Source organism: Cupriavidus sp. USMAA2-4, from assembly GCF_001854305.1.
GTDB classification, from domain to species: domain Bacteria; phylum Pseudomonadota; class Gammaproteobacteria; order Burkholderiales; family Burkholderiaceae; genus Cupriavidus; species Cupriavidus malaysiensis.
In genome coordinates this window covers 2,569,349-2,585,923 of sequence record NZ_CP017749.1, presented here as the reverse complement: position 1 = coordinate 2,585,923, position 16,575 = coordinate 2,569,349, and the positions used below count along the sequence as shown (strand labels likewise).

Annotated in this window: 13 protein-coding genes; 5 read left to right on the top strand and 8 right to left on the bottom strand. The window is 61.2% G+C overall.

Going from position 1 to position 16,575, the window contains the following annotated elements:
• Positions 1–94: 94 nt before the first annotated feature.
• From tnpC to BKK79_RS31300, 5 genes are all read right to left on the bottom strand, one after another.
• Positions 95–1,624, bottom strand: a complete 1,530-nt coding sequence (gene tnpC, locus BKK79_RS31320) for an IS66 family transposase (RefSeq protein WP_009238807.1) — start codon at positions 1,622–1,624, stop codon at positions 95–97.
• 62 nt (positions 1,625–1,686) lie between these two features.
• Complete coding sequence (gene tnpB / locus BKK79_RS31315; RefSeq protein WP_131807846.1) at positions 1,687–2,013, bottom strand: IS66 family insertion sequence element accessory protein TnpB; 327 nt, start codon at positions 2,011–2,013, stop codon at positions 1,687–1,689.
• Positions 2,014–2,018: 5 nt separating this feature from the next.
• Positions 2,019–2,390, bottom strand: a complete 372-nt coding sequence (tnpA, locus tag BKK79_RS31310) for an IS66-like element accessory protein TnpA (protein WP_004633552.1) — start codon at positions 2,388–2,390, stop codon at positions 2,019–2,021.
• 116 nt (positions 2,391–2,506) lie between these two features.
• On the bottom strand, positions 2,507–3,286 hold the full coding sequence (locus BKK79_RS31305; protein WP_071039793.1) for an FTR1 family iron permease: 780 nt from the start codon (positions 3,284–3,286) through the stop codon (positions 2,507–2,509).
• Between the two features lie 89 nt (positions 3,287–3,375).
• A complete protein-coding gene (locus BKK79_RS31300) occupies positions 3,376–5,787 on the bottom strand; it encodes a heavy metal translocating P-type ATPase (RefSeq protein WP_071039792.1) in 2,412 nt (803 codons plus the stop codon).
• Positions 5,788–5,863: 76 nt separating this feature from the next.
• Here BKK79_RS31300 and cadR point away from each other — a divergent pair, with 76 nt between their 5' ends.
• Positions 5,864–6,301, top strand: a complete 438-nt coding sequence (cadR, locus tag BKK79_RS31295) for a Cd(II)/Pb(II)-responsive transcriptional regulator (RefSeq protein ID WP_071039791.1) — start codon at positions 5,864–5,866, stop codon at positions 6,299–6,301.
• A gap of 109 nt (positions 6,302–6,410) precedes the next feature.
• Here cadR and BKK79_RS31290 read toward each other — a convergent pair whose 3' ends face one another.
• The 3 genes from BKK79_RS31290 to BKK79_RS31280 all read right to left on the bottom strand — a co-directional run bounded on the left by BKK79_RS31290 (position 6,411) and on the right by BKK79_RS31280 (position 9,713).
• Positions 6,411–7,616 carry an MFS transporter gene (locus tag BKK79_RS31290; protein ID WP_071039790.1) on the bottom strand — a complete coding sequence of 402 codons (1,206 nt, stop codon included), beginning with the start codon at positions 7,614–7,616 and terminating at the stop codon, positions 6,411–6,413.
• Between the two features lie 106 nt (positions 7,617–7,722).
• A complete protein-coding gene (locus BKK79_RS31285) occupies positions 7,723–9,075 on the bottom strand; it encodes an ATP-binding protein (protein ID WP_071039789.1) in 1,353 nt (450 codons plus the stop codon).
• Positions 9,051–9,713 carry a response regulator gene (locus tag BKK79_RS31280; RefSeq protein ID WP_071039788.1) on the bottom strand — a complete coding sequence of 221 codons (663 nt, stop codon included), beginning with the start codon at positions 9,711–9,713 and terminating at the stop codon, positions 9,051–9,053. The genes BKK79_RS31285 and BKK79_RS31280 overlap by 25 nt, the downstream gene beginning before the upstream one ends.
• Before the next feature lie 205 nt (positions 9,714–9,918).
• On the opposite strand from BKK79_RS31280, the gene BKK79_RS31275 reads away from it, so the two are divergent.
• The 4 genes from BKK79_RS31275 (at position 9,919) to BKK79_RS39525 (ending at position 16,098) form a co-directional block, all read left to right on the top strand.
• Positions 9,919–11,376 (top strand): TolC family protein, encoded by a 1,458-nt coding sequence (locus BKK79_RS31275; RefSeq protein ID WP_084085379.1) that lies wholly within the window; start codon positions 9,919–9,921, stop codon positions 11,374–11,376.
• A 2-nt stretch (positions 11,377–11,378) separates the two neighbouring features.
• The gene (locus tag BKK79_RS31270) at positions 11,379–12,446 is read left to right on the top strand and encodes a hypothetical protein (protein WP_084085377.1); all 1,068 of its coding nucleotides are present in this window, start codon (positions 11,379–11,381) and stop codon (positions 12,444–12,446) included.
• Positions 12,447–12,470: 24 nt separating this feature from the next.
• Positions 12,471–15,578: an efflux RND transporter permease subunit gene (locus tag BKK79_RS31265; RefSeq protein ID WP_071039787.1), complete on the top strand. Its 3,108-nt coding sequence runs from the start codon at positions 12,471–12,473 to the stop codon at positions 15,576–15,578.
• A gap of 181 nt (positions 15,579–15,759) precedes the next feature.
• Positions 15,760–16,098, top strand: a complete 339-nt coding sequence (locus BKK79_RS39525; RefSeq protein ID WP_084085375.1) for a hypothetical protein — start codon at positions 15,760–15,762, stop codon at positions 16,096–16,098.
• The last annotated feature ends 477 nt before the right edge of the window (positions 16,099–16,575 follow it).

Sequence of the window (16,575 nt, the reverse complement as noted above, 5' to 3'; positions counted from 1 at the left end):
AAGCAGCTCGTCGTCCGCTTTCCGAGAAGGCTTGATTTTCGAATGCTGTGGCTTGCCGAACCATCGTAAGCACCCGGTGAACCCGTCTTGCCAGCTAGGTGGCGCTGGGCGTCCAGCGATGCGGGAGCAGTTCGGCGATGTCGGCCGCCTTGTGGGTCGGCAGTCGCGTGAGGACGTCTTTCAGATAGGCGTAGGGATCGTGCCCGTTGAGCTTGGCCGATTGGATCAGGCTCATGACGGCAGCCGCGCGTTGACCGGCGCGCAGTGAGCCTGCAAACAACCAATTGGAGCGACCCAGGGCAACCGGCCGGATCTGTCGCTCGACGTGGTTGTTGTCGATGGGCACCGTCGGGTCGTCGAGGTAACGCACGAGAGCCGGCCACCGCTTGAGGCTGTAGTCAATGGCCCGCGCGATCGCCGAGCCGTCTGGGACGCGGCGTCGCTGTTCCTCGAGCCAGGCGTGCAGCCGCTCTAGAATCGGGCCAGCCCTTTGTTGCCGCGCTGCCAGGCGCTGGTCTGGCTCAGCATCCCGCACTTGCGCCTCGATCTCGTACAAGCTCACCATGTAGCGCAGTGCCTGGCCCGCCAATTCGCTCTTGTGCTTGTCGTGCAGTTCAAAGAACTTGCGCCGCGAATGGGCCATGCAACCGATCTCAGTGACGCCACCGTCGAAGCTGGCCTTGTAGCCGGCGAAGTCATCACATACCAGCTTGCCTTGCCACTGCCCCAGGAACGCGCGAGCGTGCTCGCCGCTGCGGCTGGGCGCAAACTGGTAAATCACCGCGCGCATCTTCTCGAACTCGCTCGGCGCATAGGCCCACAGGTAGGCGCGGTGCGTCTTGCCATTGCCGGGCGCGAGCATCTGCACTGGCGTTTCGTCGGCGTGCAGAACACCGTGGCTCAGAACCTCTTCTTGCAGGGCGTCCACCAGCGGTTGCAGACGCACGCCACAGATGCCCACCCACGCGCCCAGTGTCGATTGCGGGATGGCCAGACCGGCGCGCGCATAGATGCGCTCCTGCCGATACAGGGGAAGGTGGTCGCCGAACTTGGACACCAGCGTATGTGCCAGCAGTCCGGCCGTCGGGATGCCTTTGTCGATGACGTGGGGTGGCACCGGCGTCTGCACCAGCGTCTCACACTGATCGCACACCCATTTGCCGCGGATGTGACGCTCCACGGTGAACGTGCCCGGCGTGTAGTCCAGCTTCTCGCTGATGTCTTCGCCAATGCGCTTGAGCGCACACCCACAGGTGCAGGTCTCTGCGTCCGGCTCGTGGTGGATGTCGGTGCGCGGCAACTGCGGCGGCAATGCCTGGCGCTTGGGCTTGCTCTTGGCTTCAGATTTGGACGACGGCAGGAGCGCTTCCAGTTCGGTCTCAATCGCCTCGAGGTCTGCGTCAATGGCTTCGTCCAGCAGACTCGCCTGTTCAGATGTCAGTTGCTCGCTGCGCTTGCCGAACTTCCAGCGCTTGTGGATGGCCAGCTCGTGTGTGAGCTGGTCGATCTTGGCTTGCCGGTACCGCAACTCCCGGTCCTTCTCGCCGACCTGGGCCATCAACTGCGCAGCCAGTGTGCGCAGTTCGTCCGGGCTCAGGGCATCGAGGTTGGTGGGTAGGTTCATGCGGCGAGTCTGCCAGAACCCCAAGTCCTCTGGAAGGAAGCCAGTTTACGGCTTTGGGGGTATTACACGACCGTGATCGCGTGGTCGTGGGTGAGCGTCTGCCAAGGCAGCCCCGTCACCAGCGCACGCAATTGCTCGGGATTGAGCGCCGTGGCGATCGCCTGGTCGCCGTTCGTCCAGATGAAGCGCCCCTTGTTGAGGCGCCGCGCGGCCAGCCAGATGCCGAAGCCGTCGTAGACCAGCACCTTCATGCGCGTCGAACTCTTATTGGCAAACAGGTAGGCGTGGTGGGGGCGTGCCGCGCCGAACACCTTGACGACCCGCGCGAGGATCGTTTCGGTACCGGCGCGCATGTCCAGCGGCTCCACGGCCAACCAGATCGCGTCCACCCGAATCAACGCAACCACCCTTGCAGCCACTGGGCGCACTGCGCTGCGGCCGATCCCGGCCAGCGAAGACTGATCGTCGTCGCGCCACGGCGGACTTCGATCTGGATGTCCGGCACGGCAGTGGTCGGCTCGCCGATCCGCAACGGGATGAACTCGCCTTGCGGCACCCTCATCAACTCGCGGTCCTCAGGCGCGCCATTCTTTGCTTCCTGCTCGGCGACCCAGCGCCGCAGCAGATTCGCATTGAGGCGATGGTGCAGGGCTATCGCCGCGATCGAAACACCCGGCTGCATGCACTCCTGCACTGCCTTGGCCTTGAACTCGGCGCTATGCCGACGTCGGCGCCGTATTGGCGCGCTCTCTTCGATAGTGTCCACGTGTCCACCTAGAACTAGATGGACACGATGCTCCTTGCTACGCGGGTCCCCTTCAAGACGGGTTCACCGGGTGCTTACGAACCATCCCGCAATCGGGGTAGCGTAGCCAAATGGGTTTAGCCTTCTTGCGCCGACTTCAGAGCTCTTCGGTGCGACACCGTGGCAAAGATGAGGAACGCGAGTGGTATGAGGACGAGGCTGTAGCTCAGCCAGATGCCATAGACACCTTCGGGTCCATAGGGCTCTGTCACGTTGTGCCAAAGCTCATTGTTGACGAGCGGTAGCGCGCCGGCCTCCGAGAACTCGTGAACTGCGTAGATGGCCAGCTGAATGGAGAAGAGCACCATAAAGACGGCTGTAACCTGGAAGAACAATGACAGGTTGACCTTCCGCCCGTACTGAGTCCACGCCCAGGCCAACACACCTGCACAAGCAATGCCCAGCACACCGCCCAAGGCTAGCTGGCCTGTAGCGGCGCCAGCTGCGAGAGATGCAATCATTGTCGCCGCCTCGACGCCTTCACGTCCCACCATCAGCGTCACGAAGGCAAAGACGACCATCCAGGGCCCCAATGCTCTCTCGTCGGAGACCTTCGAAAGTCGGTTACGGATTTCCCCTGCCATTTCCTTGCCATGTCTGAGCATATGCCAGGTGCAGGAAATAACCAGAATGCCTGCCAGCAGTGCGAGCCAACCTTCGGCAAGCGAACTAATACCGCCCACCCGGAACAACACGATGCCGAGAATCGCCGAAACGACTACGGCAGCCAGGACGCCCGCCTTCGCAGCCCCCGCCAAGTGTTGGCGTCCAGTCTTCTGAAGGAAGGCGAACGTGATGGCGGCGACAAGGAACGCCTCTACGCCCTCGCGGAACGTAATCATGAGCATTGAGAACATTGATTCCCCCTAGATTTCTAGCGTGGTAACGCGAATCATTAATAGCTGCGTGCAGAAGAGAGGAGCCACGAGGGCTCCTCTCTTCCCGGTCAAATCCTGCGCCTCAGTAGCCGCATCCCGTTGAATACGACAATCAGGCTCGCGCCCATATCGGCAAAGACAGCCATCCACAGCGTGGCATTACCCATGAATGCCAGCACGAGGAAAACTGCCTTGATACCCAGGGCGAGCGTGATGTTTTGCCATAGCGCCACTTTTGTCGCGTTAGACAAGCGGACGAAGGAGGCCAGCTTGCGCGGGTCGTCGTCCATGAGAGCAACGTCCGCTGTCTCAATGGCCGTGTCCGTACCAGCTGCCCCCATCGCGAATCCGATGTTGGCCTTGGCTAGCGCCGGCGCATCGTTGATGCCATCCCCCACCATGCCTACGTTAAGCCCCTTCGCGGCATACCCTGCGACTGCTGCTAGCTTTTGTTCCGGTAGTAGTTCAGCCTGAACGTCGTCAATGCCCACCTGCTTACCGATGGCCTCAGCAGTGTGGCGATTGTCGCCAGTGAGCATGACGGTATGGACGCCCAGCTGCCTCAGTTCGTCTATGGCTTTGCGACTTTGTGGACGCACAGTATCGGCAATGGCAAAGATGGCTAGCGCACGCGTGCTAGAGGTCAGGACAACGGCTGTCTTGCCCATTTCCTCTAGCCCATCCAATAGCGCTTCAAGGGCAGCCGAACACGCCCCAGACGCTTCGACCAGGCGATGATTGCCGAGCCGGTAACGAATGCCATCCACTACGCCTTCAATACCCATGCCGGGTAGCGCTTTGAATTCGGAAACATCCGCGTGCCGAATATCCTCAGCGTAGCCTCGAATTGCAAGGGACACGGGATGGTCGCTACGGTCAGCCAGTGAGACTGCGATACGGAGGTGCTCCTTCTCGGCACCCTCGATGGTAATGACCTCTGTCACACTGGGCTTTCCACGAGTCAGTGTGCCAGTCTTGTCCAAAGCCAGGACTTTTAGTTTGTGCCCCTCTTCTAGGTACAAGCCCCCCTTGATAAGAATGCCGCGCCGCGCGGCTGCTGTGAGGCCGGATATAACGGTCACTGGCGTGGAAATCACGAGCGCGCATGGGCACGCGATAACGAGCATCACAAGCGCCCGATATACCCACGTCAGCCAGGGCGCCGCAAAGAACAAGGGAGGCACAATGGCAACGCCGACGGCAAGCGCGAACACAGCAGGTGTGTAGTACGTCGCGAACACATCGATAAAGCGCTGCGTGGGGGCGCGTGAGGCCTGCGCCTCTTGAACGGAGTGGATGATGCGGGCGAGCGTAGACTGATTCGCTGATGCGGTCACCCTATACTCAATCTCGCCATGCTGGTTGATGGTGCCAGCGAAAACCTTTGAGCCGGGCTCCTTGTCAACAGGAGCGCTCTCGCCTGTAATTGGCGACTGGTCAATACTGGTGGCGCCAACCGTAACTTCGCCGTCCAGTGCAATCCGCTCACCTGGGCGCGCCCGAACCACGCTTCCGACCAAAACGTCAGCCGCATGCACAGAGGTCCAACCCGTTGACGCTTTCACCGTGGCCATCTCAGGTGCTATTTCCATAAGCCCCTCGACTGCATGCCGTGCCCGGTCAAGGGACCGGGCTTCAATGGCTTCGGCGAGCGCGAAGAGGACCATCACCCAGGCGGCTTCAGGCCACTGCCCAATGAGCACAGCGCCCGTGACCGCCATCGACATCAGGGTATTCATGTTCAGATTGCGCTGCCGGAGCGCAATCCACCCCTTCCGATAGACCCCAGTACCTGCGGCGGCAATTGCCAGGAGCGAAAAAGCGATGGAAGCCCAGAAGCCGTCTCCGTAGGCAACAGCAAAGACCTCGGCCAAGATGGCGGCCACCCCACCGGCAGCAAGTCTCAAATCGAATGGTGACTTCTTTTCGCTCCGCACTCGGGCAAAGGTGGGACGCTTCGCTGAGTCGGCGACCAGGCTACCGTCCATCCCGACCGAACGCAGAGCCGCAAGCACGTTGTCGAGCGTTCCCAACTCGTGGTCGACGGTAAGCCGTCGTTGAATCAGGTTGAAGTCAAGATTGTGCACCGCCGGCTCGCTGCCAAGTCGCTTGCGGATAAGCGCCTCCTCCGTGGGGCAGTCCATCTTCTCCACGGAAATCACGGACCTCTGAACAGTTGCATCAACATCGGCGGCCGGTGAGGACAAATGTACGGTCAGGCCGGACCGTTTGCCGGCCTCAAGCAGTACATCGTCGCCTAAGTCGTCATGGGTGACGCGAACAGTTCGTCTTACTAGGTCCAGTACGACTTCGTGAACGCCGTCCACCTTCAGCAGCGCCGTTTCGACCATGCGCGACTCGGTCTGGCAACACATATCCGGGACCGACAACAGCGTCGACCGGTGGCGGGCCTGGGCCAGTCCTCCCTCCGACGCAGATGCGCTGCACCCACATCCTGAAGATGCGCAGGCTTCACTCATTGAATACTCCTGATTGATTCTTGTTTATTGAACACCCTCTAGTTACTATAGGGTCAAGCTCATCAGGAATACCATCATGCGAATCGGGGAATTGGCTAAGCGCACCGGGTGCCTCGTGCAGACCATTCGCTACTATGAGTCCGAGGGTCTTCTGCCGCCTCCAGAGCGCACCGAGAACAACTACCGGTTGTACACCGAGGGGCACTTGTCGCGACTTTCATTCATCCTGCGCTGCCGTTCGCTTGATATGGCTCAGGACGAGATTCGCGCACTTCTTGTGCTTCAGGACGACCCTGCGCGGCCCTGCGATGATGTCAACAGCCTCCTTGATGCCCACATTGCCCATGTGAACGCTCGCATTGACGCGCTGGAAGCGTTGCGGGGCCAGTTGCAGAGCATACGGCGGTCATGTTCTGGCGGCGCCTGCATAGGAGAGTGCGGGGCATTGGGTGTGCTCCGAACGACGACGAACACGGAGCATGCTGAGTCGCATATCGCCGGCACCCATCTCTAGCCAAGGGCTCGAGGGATGGGTAGGTTTTCATATACGCCCGCATTGAGTGCCTACTCTCGCGCTTACAGTATCGACTGCCCGAACTCCGCCCGCCCTGTTAAATCGTCGCTTATCCGTGCCGCTGACCCGCGCGCGGCCTCATCATCAAAATCAAAATGATAGTCGCGGCGCAGAAGGCCGCTCCACCGAAGAACGTAAACGCCGCGCCCAGTTTGTCCCAAAGCCAGCCTGCCAGTACGCTGGCAATCAGCAGCGCCAGACCACTCGCCAGATTGAAAACCCCAAAGGCCGTGCCCCGGAGGTCTGCCGGCGCGGTATCGGCGACCATAGTCGCAAGGAGCCCCTGCGTCATACCCATATGCAGGCCCCAGAGCGCAACCCCACACAGCGTAACTGCCCAGTGCGAGCTCGTCGCAAGTACGACGTCGGCGGCAATCAGTACCATCAGCCCCCACACCAGAAGTTTGGTATGGCTGTGTCCGTCCGCAAGCTTCCCAAATGGGTAGGCTGAGACGGAATAAACCAGATTCATCGCTACGAGAACCAACGGCGCCAAAAATAGCGGCAAACCGACCTGCTGGGCTCGCAGCACCAGGAAGGCTTCACTGAATCGTGCCAGCGTGAACACCGCACCCACGGCAACCACGCCCCAATAGGCAGGACTCAGGCGCGCGAGGTTTGCCCGCTGGATGGGGTTCACCCTTCGCGCCCCTTGGTGCGCCTCCGGCTCTTGCACGCCGAACATGAGCAGGGCAACGGACAATATGCCGGGGATGACAGCCACCCAGAAAACAGCCCGGAAGTCGTTCGCCCACAGATACATCAGTCCAATGGCAATCAGAGGGCCGAGGAACGCGCCCACCGTGTCAAGGGACTGCCGCAGGCCAAAGGCAGCGCCGCGAAGATGCGGTGGGGCAATATCCGCTACCAGGGCATCACGCGGCGCACCACGAATTCCCTTACCAATGCGGTCGGTAAGACGTGCCCCCAGCACCGTGCCGACGCCTGGGGCCATTGCAAAGAACGGCTTCGACAGCGCGCCGAGCGCGTAGCCGAACACAGCAAGTCCCTTGCGCTTGCCAAGATAGTCACTTAGCGCGCCGGAAAAGACCTTCACAATCAGAGCTGTCGCTTCTGCCACGCCTTCTATCAGTCCGACTGCCAGGGCACTAGCGCCCAACGTGGTTACCATGAACACCGGCAGCAGGCTGTGGATGATTTCAGAAGACACATCCATGAGGAGGCTGACGAAGCCCAGCATCCAGATGCCGGTCGGAATCTGGCGCAGGGTGCTGGTGGGAGCCGTCATTGCCATTCATTTTCTCCTGGCGACTTCAAGCCGGGCCTGAACTCGCTTTTCATCGCGATGGAATGCCTTCTCGTTGCGAACTGAACATTGGTTGGAAAACATGAGTCAGCCGTCAGACGTTAGGGAGAGCTTGCGTGTACGTGAACCGTAGCCCTGTCCTGCCATCTGAAGAGATGGTGTGCAGGCTGACCTGTCCGCCGAGCCGCGAGGCCGCGCGCCGAACGATGGCCAGCCCGAGCCCACTACCTGGCTGCCCCGACCCAACCACACGATAGAAAGGGTCAAAGACGCGAGTGAGCTCGCCCTCGGGGAGGCCGGGGCCAGTGTCCTCGACCTCAAAGACAGCATCATTACCGTTTCGATACAGACGCACATCGACCTTGCCACCGGTTGGTGTGTACAGGGTCGCGTTGTCGATGGCATTGCGAGTTAGCGCCAGAAAATCCTGTTCACTACCGCGAAGCTGCAATGCCTCGCCTACGTCCAGGCCAAGGTCAACACCCTTGGATTCCGCGAATGGGAATATCTCCCCAAGGGCATCGATGACCACGGCCTTGGCGTCGAAGATATGGCTGGCTACCGGCTGGACTGACTCCTGCTGCGCGAGCAGCAACAACTGCTCCACCAGGGAACGCATGCGTGTGACGCTCTTCCCCAACGGCGCGAGGCGGGTCAATACCGTATCGGGCACGGCCTCCGAGGCCAGTGCATTCTCCAGTTGCAGCGTCATCGCCGTCACCGGCGAGCGGAGCTCGTGCGCGGCATCGGCAACGAGCTGGCGCTGCTGTGCCAGGACGGACAGCAGCCGGTCCAGCAGCCTGTTCGTAGCATTCACGAATGGCTGGATTTCTGTTGGCACCTCCGCTGCCGCAATCGGTGTCAAATCCGAATCTCCGCGCTTGTCCACTTCCGCCGACAGTTCCTGGACCTTGCGCAGCAGGATTCGAATCAGAAGACCCGACAGCAATACCAGTATCGGTATCACGGCCAGCAGAGGAATCAGCGTACGGAGCGCACTGTCGCACGCAATCTCGTCTCTTGCCGACGTTCGCTGTGCCACCGCCAGGCTGTATTCTTCGTTAAGCGTCCTGATATAGACGCGCCATGACTGTCCATACGATTGAATGGTGTGAAAGCCGTCCGAGAGCTCGCCTGACACTCTCAAGGAAAGGTCTGGCGTCACGACGTGTGTGGACAGCTTGGAAATCTTGAGCACCCAGATACGCATCTCGGGCTCGTCCGCCTGCTTGTACCCACCTTGCGAGGACAGAAATTTGGCATTGCCTGGCGAGACTAACCAGGCTATTTCCCGCAATTCGTCGTCCTGAAGGTCACGCGCCTCCTCGAAGGCGAACCAGAACGACACCGCTGCAGCCACCAGGCCAATGAGCAGAATCGTTCCGCAAATTGATGCCGACAGCATCCACAGAAGCGACCGGTTCACTCGGCCTTTGGCACCATCCATCCTACTCCCCTAATATTCTTGATGACTCCCGCGTCCAGCTTCCTCCGGATGCCGTGGATAAGGAACTCGATAGCGTTGCTCTCCACTTCCTCGTTCCAACCGTAGATTCGCGTCTCGAGCTCAGCCCGGGAGAGAATGGCGCCAGGCCGCATCAGAAATTCGCGTAGCAGTGCGAACTCCCGCGCTGACAGCTGCCGTTGCACCCCATGAAACCAGACTTCGTGGTTTGTCTGGTCCAGCGATAGCTCGCCATTGCGCAAGATGGAGGATGCCTCGTGGCCTTGCCGGCGAGTCAGGGCACGCAGTCGTGCCAACAATTCTCCGACGTGGAACGGCTTTACCAGATAGTCATCCGCACCGAGGTCCAGGCCCGCAATCCGCTCATCAACGGCACCGCGCGCCGTGATAACCAGCACGGGCACCGTGTTCCCGGCCTGCCGCAATTGACGCAGCACGGCCAGACCGTCCTGCCCAGGGAGGCCCAGGTCCAGGAGAACAGCGGAATACTGTTCGGTCGAGGCCGCCAACGACGCCTGTTTTCCGTCGGTGACCCAGTCGACCGCATAGCGGGCATCGCGAAGGGTCTGGCATACCGCCTCGCCGATAAGCGGGTCGTCTTCGACCAGGAGCATTCTCATCTTGTCCTCAGTGGCTGTTTCGACGCGTCAGCAGTCCGCCTGCGGTGCGCAGCATGTCCACCCAGACTTAGTGGAAGCTTAGCGCCACCAGAGAATCAACTCCGCAATGTGCCTTATTGCCGACACACGCTAAGTCCTCTCTAAGTCTTGATGACTACCTTCGCGGGACCCCTCGGCTGCTTAATACGAAAGGAGAAGTCTGGCGATGAAGGCCGCTATTTACGCGAGTGCCAAATGGCGGCTGGCGGCGCTGCGTGTTCTCGCTCGCGCATGGCGCCTGCTCCTGCCCGTCGCCGGCCTGCTCCTCACGGCCTGCGCCTTTGACCGCTACGACCCGCGGCCCCTGTCCACCGCCGCGGTTGCCGATGCCTATTCGGCGCGGTCATTGCAGTCGCCCGAGCTGCGCGAGTTCGTTCGGCGGCATTATCCGCGAGCCGCTGAAATTTGGCCCCCCAACCAGTGGGACCTGGAAAGCCTGACGCTCGCCGCGCTCTACTTCAATCCTGAGCTCGAAGCAGCGCGCACGAGGCTCGCGACCACGGAGGCAGCAATGACCACGGCCGCGCAGCGGCCGAATCCCACCGTGCAGTTGCCGTTCCAGCGTACGCTCAACCCCAAGGGCGGGGACTCTCCGTGGACGCTCGGCATCGCCCTGGACATTCCGATAGAAACTGCCGGCAAGCGCGGCTATCGAATCGACGAGGCGACCCATCTGTCCAGCGCTGCCCGGTTCCAGGTTGCGAATGTCGCCTGGGGCGTGCGCAACCAGCTGCGTACCCAGTTGTTAAATCTCTGGTTCGCCAAAGAGCGGACGGTGCTTCTCCAGCAACAATTGGAACTGGACCGACGCACCGTCTCCATGCTGGAGCGGCGCCTGGCCCTTGGCGATGCTTCCCCATGGGAGGTGAATCAACAGCGCCTGACGGTGATGCAATCGCAGACCGACCTGCTCGCGGCACAGCGGCAGGCCGCGGTGATACGGGTTCAGGTTGCCACTGTACTGGGACTACGCGCGAGCACTCTTGACGCTGCCGACCTTGACCTGAAGGCGTTCGCTCAGGGCTACCCTGCACCTCCCTCCCAAACCATCCGGCTCCAAGCCTTGCTGAATCGGGCTGATGTATTGGCCGGGCTGGCCCAGTATGAGGCCAGCCAGGTTGCGCTTCAATTGGAGGTCGCCAAGCAGTACCCGGACGTCCATCTCGGGCCCGGCTATACCTTCGACCAAGGAGCCCGCAAGCTCGGCTTTGATTTTGCCGGTCTCGTGCTGCCTGTCTTTAATCGCAACGAAGGCCCCATAGCGGAGGCGCGCTCGCGTCGTCTTGAGGCGCAGGCGCGTGTGGAACAGCTGGAAGCTCAGGCGTTCAGCGAGACCGACGGCGCGCTGGCTGCCTATCAGTCCACACGAAACCTTTTGCAGCAGAGCGAAGAGCAGGCCGCAGTTCAGTCTCGCCAGCTCTCGGCGACGCGGCGGTCGTTCGAAATCGGACAGGCCGACCGCCTGGCACTGACGCTGGCTGAGAAGTCTGACGTGGCCGCCCAACTTGGGCTGAAGGATGTCACGTTCCAGATGCAACAGGCGATTGGCAGGCTGGAAGACGCGATGCAGCGGCCGCTTGCCGCGTCGGACGCCAACGAACGCATGACCCCAGAATTCAAGTGACCATGTCAAGAAGAACCCTACTCAAAGGCCTCCTTCTGCTTTCGCCAGCCATCCTGGCCGCCCTAGTGCTGGGGGGCTTCTTGCTGAGCCGAGGGGAACAGGCCAGTGAAGCGGAGCGCGAGGCGCCGGTACCCAGTTCGGTCCGTGTCGCGGTCGAGAACGGCTTCACTATGCTAACGGTCGACGAGGCAGCTCAGGCTCGTAGCGGCATCCAATTGCAAGCGCTGAACGCCGCCCAGCCCACATCTGGCACGACGGTCTACGGCACGGTCATCGACCTGCAACCCTTGGTGGAGCTCACGAGCCGCTATGCATCGAGCCTGGCGGACCTCGACTCGGCGAAAGCGGCATTGGAAGCGGCGCGGGCCGAACTGGAACGGACTCAGGCCCTCTATGCAGACGTCCAGAACGCCTCTTTGAAGGCGCTGCAGGCGGCGCGCTCGGCGAATGCTGCGGCAGCAGCCAAGGTCAAGTCGCTACAGGCCAATGTGAGCGGCATTGTTGCCTCGGCTCGGCAGCAGTATGGTGCCATCGTCTCCAGGTGGGTATTGGTTCCTGCAACCCCGGAACTGGCGCCTTTCCTCGAGCGGCGCGAGGTCCTCCTGCGCATCGTGTTCCCTGGCGGACAAACCGGGGCGGGACCCGCCGTGCTCAAAGCAATTGGCGACGGTGTCGCCCCGTTCGATGCCCGGCTAATCTCTGCCGCGCCGCAGGTCGACCCTGGCATCCAGGGCCAAGCCTATTTCTACCGCACGGCAGCACCGCTCGCCACCGGCGCGCGCATCAGCGCCAGGGCGCCAATAACGGTAGCGGTGAAGGCAACTGCAAAGGCCGGGGTCCTGATTCCCGCAAGCGCCATCGTCTGGTATGGCGGGCAGCCTTGGGCGTATGTCCGAACCGGCAAAGGCCAATTCCAGCGTCGTGCCGTCGACCCACACTTTCCCCAAGACGGGGATTACTTTGTCACCGACGGATTCGCGCCGGGAGAGCTTGCGGTCGTCCGCGGCGCGCAGTTACTGCTATCCGAAGAATCTCGCGCACAGTCTGGCAGCCAACAAGAGAACGAATAACAGGGGCGCCTGCCCCGACAAGCGATGCTGACGTCCATCATTGATTTCTCCGTTCGCCTGCGCGGCATAGTCTTCGCACTTGCCTGCCTTTTGCTCGGCTACGGCATCTACGCGTTGTATCAGACCAAGCTCGATGTCTTCCCCGAATTTGCCCCGCCGCTGGTGACGGTCCAGACGGAAGCCCCAGGGCTTTCGTCAGAGCAAGTGGAGCAACTGGTGACCCAACGGGTCGAGAACGTTCTGGGCGGTTCCATTGGCCTGGAATCCATGCGCTCTCAGTCCATACAGGGAGTCTCGGTCATCACCCTGACATTCAGCGAACAGACTGATGTTCTGCGCGCCCGGCAGCTTGTGGCGGAACAGCTGGCAACGCTCGCGGGCGATTTACCGGCCGGGGTTCGAACGCCAAAGATGACACCGCTGAGTTCATCGACCAATGTGGTGCTGGGCATTGGCCTCACCTCCAGCACGCGCTCACTGATGGAATTGCGCAGCTTTGCCGAATGGACGCTCAAGCCGCGACTGCTCAGCCGCGCAGGGGTCTCCGATGTCGGCATCTACGGCGGCGAGGTCAAGCAGTATCAGGTTCAGGTCGACCCGCAGAAGCTCACTCGTCTTGGGCTTTCGCTCCATGACGTGGTCGGGGCGACGCAGCGCGCGACCGGCATACGCGGCGCTGGCGTGATGGATACCGGGAATCAACGTATTGTGCTCAATACCGTCGGCCAGTCCACAACGGCCGAGCAACTGGGACAGGTTGTGCTGCTGCAGAAGAATGGGGCGGTGGTACGACTCGCGGATGTTGGCAAAGTCGTGGTCGGGCAAGAGGTTCCCGTCAGCGGCGCCAACGTGCAGGGTAAGCCCGGCGTAGTGTTGATGGTCAGCAACCAGTACCGCGCCGATACGGTGTCGGTCACGCGGAACGTCGAAGAGGCGCTGGCCGCGCTTCGGCCAGTGCTCGCGGGCAACGACATCCAGCTCCAGCCGGACCTGTTCCGCCCGGCCAATTTCATTGTGGCGTCCACCAACCACCTGCGAACGGCGCTGATGGTCGGCGCCGCCCTTGTCATCGTCGTCCTATTCCTCTTTCTGTTCAACGTCAGGACGGCCTTCATATCGGCAACAGCCATTCCGCTGTCCTTGCTGACGGCCATCATCGTGCTGCATCACTTCGGGGTGCCGCTGAACACCATGACGTTGGGTGGGCTTGCCATCGCGCTAGGTGAGGTGGTGGACGATGCCATCATCGACGTCGAGAACATTCACCGGCGCCTGCACGAAAACATACGACTGGGCAGTCCTCAATCGGCGCTTCAGGTAGTCATTCACGCTTCCACCGAGGTGCGCAGTGCCGTGATATATGCCACCTTCACCGTGGCCGTCATCTTCCTTCCGGTGCTGACGCTGTCCGGCGTGGCCGGCAAGCTGTTCGCCCCGCTGGGCACCGCCTATATCCTGGCCATCATGTCGTCCCTGGCGGTGGCACTGACCCTGACGCCGGCGCTGTGCTACGCGCTGTTGCCGCAAGAGACCGAAGATGCCGAGGAACCGAAGGTCTACCAATGGTTGAAGACGCACTACGCTGCGATGCTCGTCCACGTGGAACGTCATTGGGTCATGGTGGTCAGCGCCTTCGTGAGCCTTGTGCTCATGGCGCTTGCGACAATTCCATTCTATCGTCTGGAGTTCCTGCCAGAACTAAGGGAAGGCCATTTCATCACGCATATGCAGGCGGCGCCCGGCACCTCGCTACAGGAATCCTTGCGCATTGGGGAGCGCATCAGCCGGGCCCTGCTTGCCGTTCCCAATGTCCGCACCGTAGCGCAACGCGTTGGGCGAACCGCTCGTGGTGTGGACGTCTTCGGGCCGCAATACAGCGAGTTCGAGATTGACCTGAAGCCCGGACGGGGTGCCGAGGCACAGGAGCAGACCCTTGCTCAGCTGCGCTCACTGCTGAGCGGGTTTCCGGGACTGACATTCACGACGCAGACCTTCCTGACCGAGCGTGTCCAGGAAACCATCTCCGGGTACACCGCCCCCGTCATCGTCAACGTGTTCGGACCGGACCTGGATGTGCTCGACAGCCTGGCACGCCAAGTATCAGGAACGCTAAATGCGACGCCTGGCGCGTCCGGGGTTACGCTGCAAGCCCCGCCGACGCTTCCCCAGTTGTCCATTCGGCTGCGGCAGGACCAGCTCACCCGCTGGGGCTTTGCACCGCTGGACGTGATGGAAGCCATTCAGACGGCGTACCAGGGTGCCGAAGTGGCGCAGGTCTATGAAGCCAATGCGGTCTCCAATGTGGCGGTGATACTCGCCGGGGAGGCCCGGCGAGGCCCTGCTCAGCTTGGCGAATTGCCGCTGCGCAATGCGGATGGCCTCATCGTTCCATTGGGTCGCCTCGCAGACATTGCGCAGACCGATGGCCGCTACCTCATCCAGCATAACGGGGGGCAACGTTTGCAGACGGTCACCGCCCAGGTCAATGGCCCGTCGGTCGGCCAGTTTGTCGATGAGGCGCAACGACGCATCGACACCGACGTAAAGCTGCCAAAAGGGTACTACATCGTCTTCTCCGGTGAGGCCCAGGCGCAGGCACGCGCGCAACGGGACCTGGCGATGTACTTTGGCATCGCTGCCGTTGTCATCTGCCTGCTGGTCTATCTCGCGCTGCGCAGTTGGCGCGGCCTGTTGCTGGTCTTGACTAATCTCCCTTTCGCGCTAGTCGGAGGGGCACTCACTGTCTTTGCGACGGGCGGCTTGCTCTCGCTGGGTTCCATGGTGGGATTCGTCACACTGTTCGGCATCACGCTGCGCAATTCCATCATGCTCATTTCTCACTACCAGCACTTGGTGCACGTAGAAGGCCATTCGTGGAGTCTGGACACCGCAACGTTGGGCGCGAAGGAGAGGCTGGCGCCCATCCTAATGACAGCGCTCGTCACCGGGCTGGGTCTGTTGCCACTGGCGCTACAGTCCGGCGAGCCGGGCAACGAGGTGGAAGGTCCGATGGCCATTGTGATTCTGGGCGGCCTCTTCACCTCGACCGCGCTGAACCTGCTGATACTGCCGACCTTAGCGCTGCGCTTTGGCCGGTTTGACCGTGGCACGCACGGTGAAGCAGAGCATTGACTCCCTTCGCTGAGCCATGGGTGTCCCGTCCACCATTTGAGATGGCTGGGTATGCAATGGCGGCCTCATCTGCGGCCGGCACGTCCGCCTTGTTACAGGTCGTAACGCCTGTATAAGTTCACAAAGACGCGCGCTGCCACTGGCAGCCTAGAGTATCAATAGGAACATAAGGAGCATCATCATGCGAAAAGCCTTGGCCATTTGCCTACTGGCTGCAGGTGTCGCCCTTACCTCCGGCATCGCCGAGGCACGCGTAGATGTGGGAATCGGGATTGGCATCCCGGGTCCGGCGTTCGTTGTTCCACCGCCCCCTGCTTATTATGAGCCGCCCCCTGTCTACTACGAGCCGGCGCCGGTTTATGTCCAACCACCGCCGATTGTTGTTGCGCCTGGCTATTACGACGATTGGCGAGCCCGTGCTTGGCAACAACAGCAGTGGCGAGAAAGGCGCTGGCGTGAGCGTGAATGGCGCATCCATCACCGGGAGTGGCGTCGCTGGCATGATGATGAAGATGATTGAGCCAGACGCAAACGCGTCCGTAGAATTGCAGCCACGAAAAGCCAAGGAAGCAGGAATGAAGCACCGTGCGCTCGGTTTGGACCGAGTGACATCGGTCAATTGCTTCGCCACCGCTTCACGACGGCAAGGCACTCCTTGCAAGAAACCTCTGCGTACGCCTCCGCCTTTCGCACCTGCAAATGCTGACCCTCGCCTCGCCGTGAGCGCATGCATAGTAAATCGCCAGCTCTGCGCAGCAGGCGCCCATCGCGAAAGTCCTGCTCTAGCAAAACGTGAACATCGCCGGCCGAACGCCGCGCCTCGTCACCCGTAATTTCTTGCCGATAGCCAGATTCATCATTGATTACAGCGGGGACCCACCTGAAGGGAATTGCAAGGCTAGCGTTAAACGCCTGCGCTCGAACGCGAAGTTTCTCTTCGCGCTCCCTTAGAGTGGCCTCATCTGCCGCTTCCCTTGCAACCCTGGCGGCACGCACA

Bases quoted from the DNA above. Each gene is read 5' to 3' on its own strand.
- tnpC (WP_009238807.1), bottom strand. From the start codon at position 1,624: ATGAACCTACCCACCAACCTCGATGCCCTGAGCCCGGACGAACTGCGC.
- BKK79_RS31305 (WP_071039793.1), bottom strand. From the start codon at position 3,286: ATGTTCTCAATGCTCATGATTACGTTCCGCGAGGGCGTAGAGGCGTTC.
- BKK79_RS31300 (WP_071039792.1), bottom strand. From the start codon at position 5,787: ATGAGTGAAGCCTGCGCATCTTCAGGATGTGGGTGCAGCGCATCTGCG.
- cadR (WP_071039791.1), top strand. From the start codon at position 5,864: ATGCGAATCGGGGAATTGGCTAAGCGCACCGGGTGCCTCGTGCAGACC.
- BKK79_RS31290 (WP_071039790.1), bottom strand. From the start codon at position 7,616: ATGGCAATGACGGCTCCCACCAGCACCCTGCGCCAGATTCCGACCGGC.
- BKK79_RS31285 (WP_071039789.1), bottom strand. From the start codon at position 9,075: ATGGATGGTGCCAAAGGCCGAGTGAACCGGTCGCTTCTGTGGATGCTG.
- BKK79_RS31280 (WP_071039788.1), bottom strand. From the start codon at position 9,713: ATGAGAATGCTCCTGGTCGAAGACGACCCGCTTATCGGCGAGGCGGTA.
- BKK79_RS31275 (WP_084085379.1), top strand. From the start codon at position 9,919: ATGAAGGCCGCTATTTACGCGAGTGCCAAATGGCGGCTGGCGGCGCTG.
- BKK79_RS31270 (WP_084085377.1), top strand. From the start codon at position 11,379: ATGTCAAGAAGAACCCTACTCAAAGGCCTCCTTCTGCTTTCGCCAGCC.
- BKK79_RS31265 (WP_071039787.1), top strand. From the start codon at position 12,471: ATGCTGACGTCCATCATTGATTTCTCCGTTCGCCTGCGCGGCATAGTC.
- BKK79_RS39525 (WP_084085375.1), top strand. From the start codon at position 15,760: ATGCGAAAAGCCTTGGCCATTTGCCTACTGGCTGCAGGTGTCGCCCTT.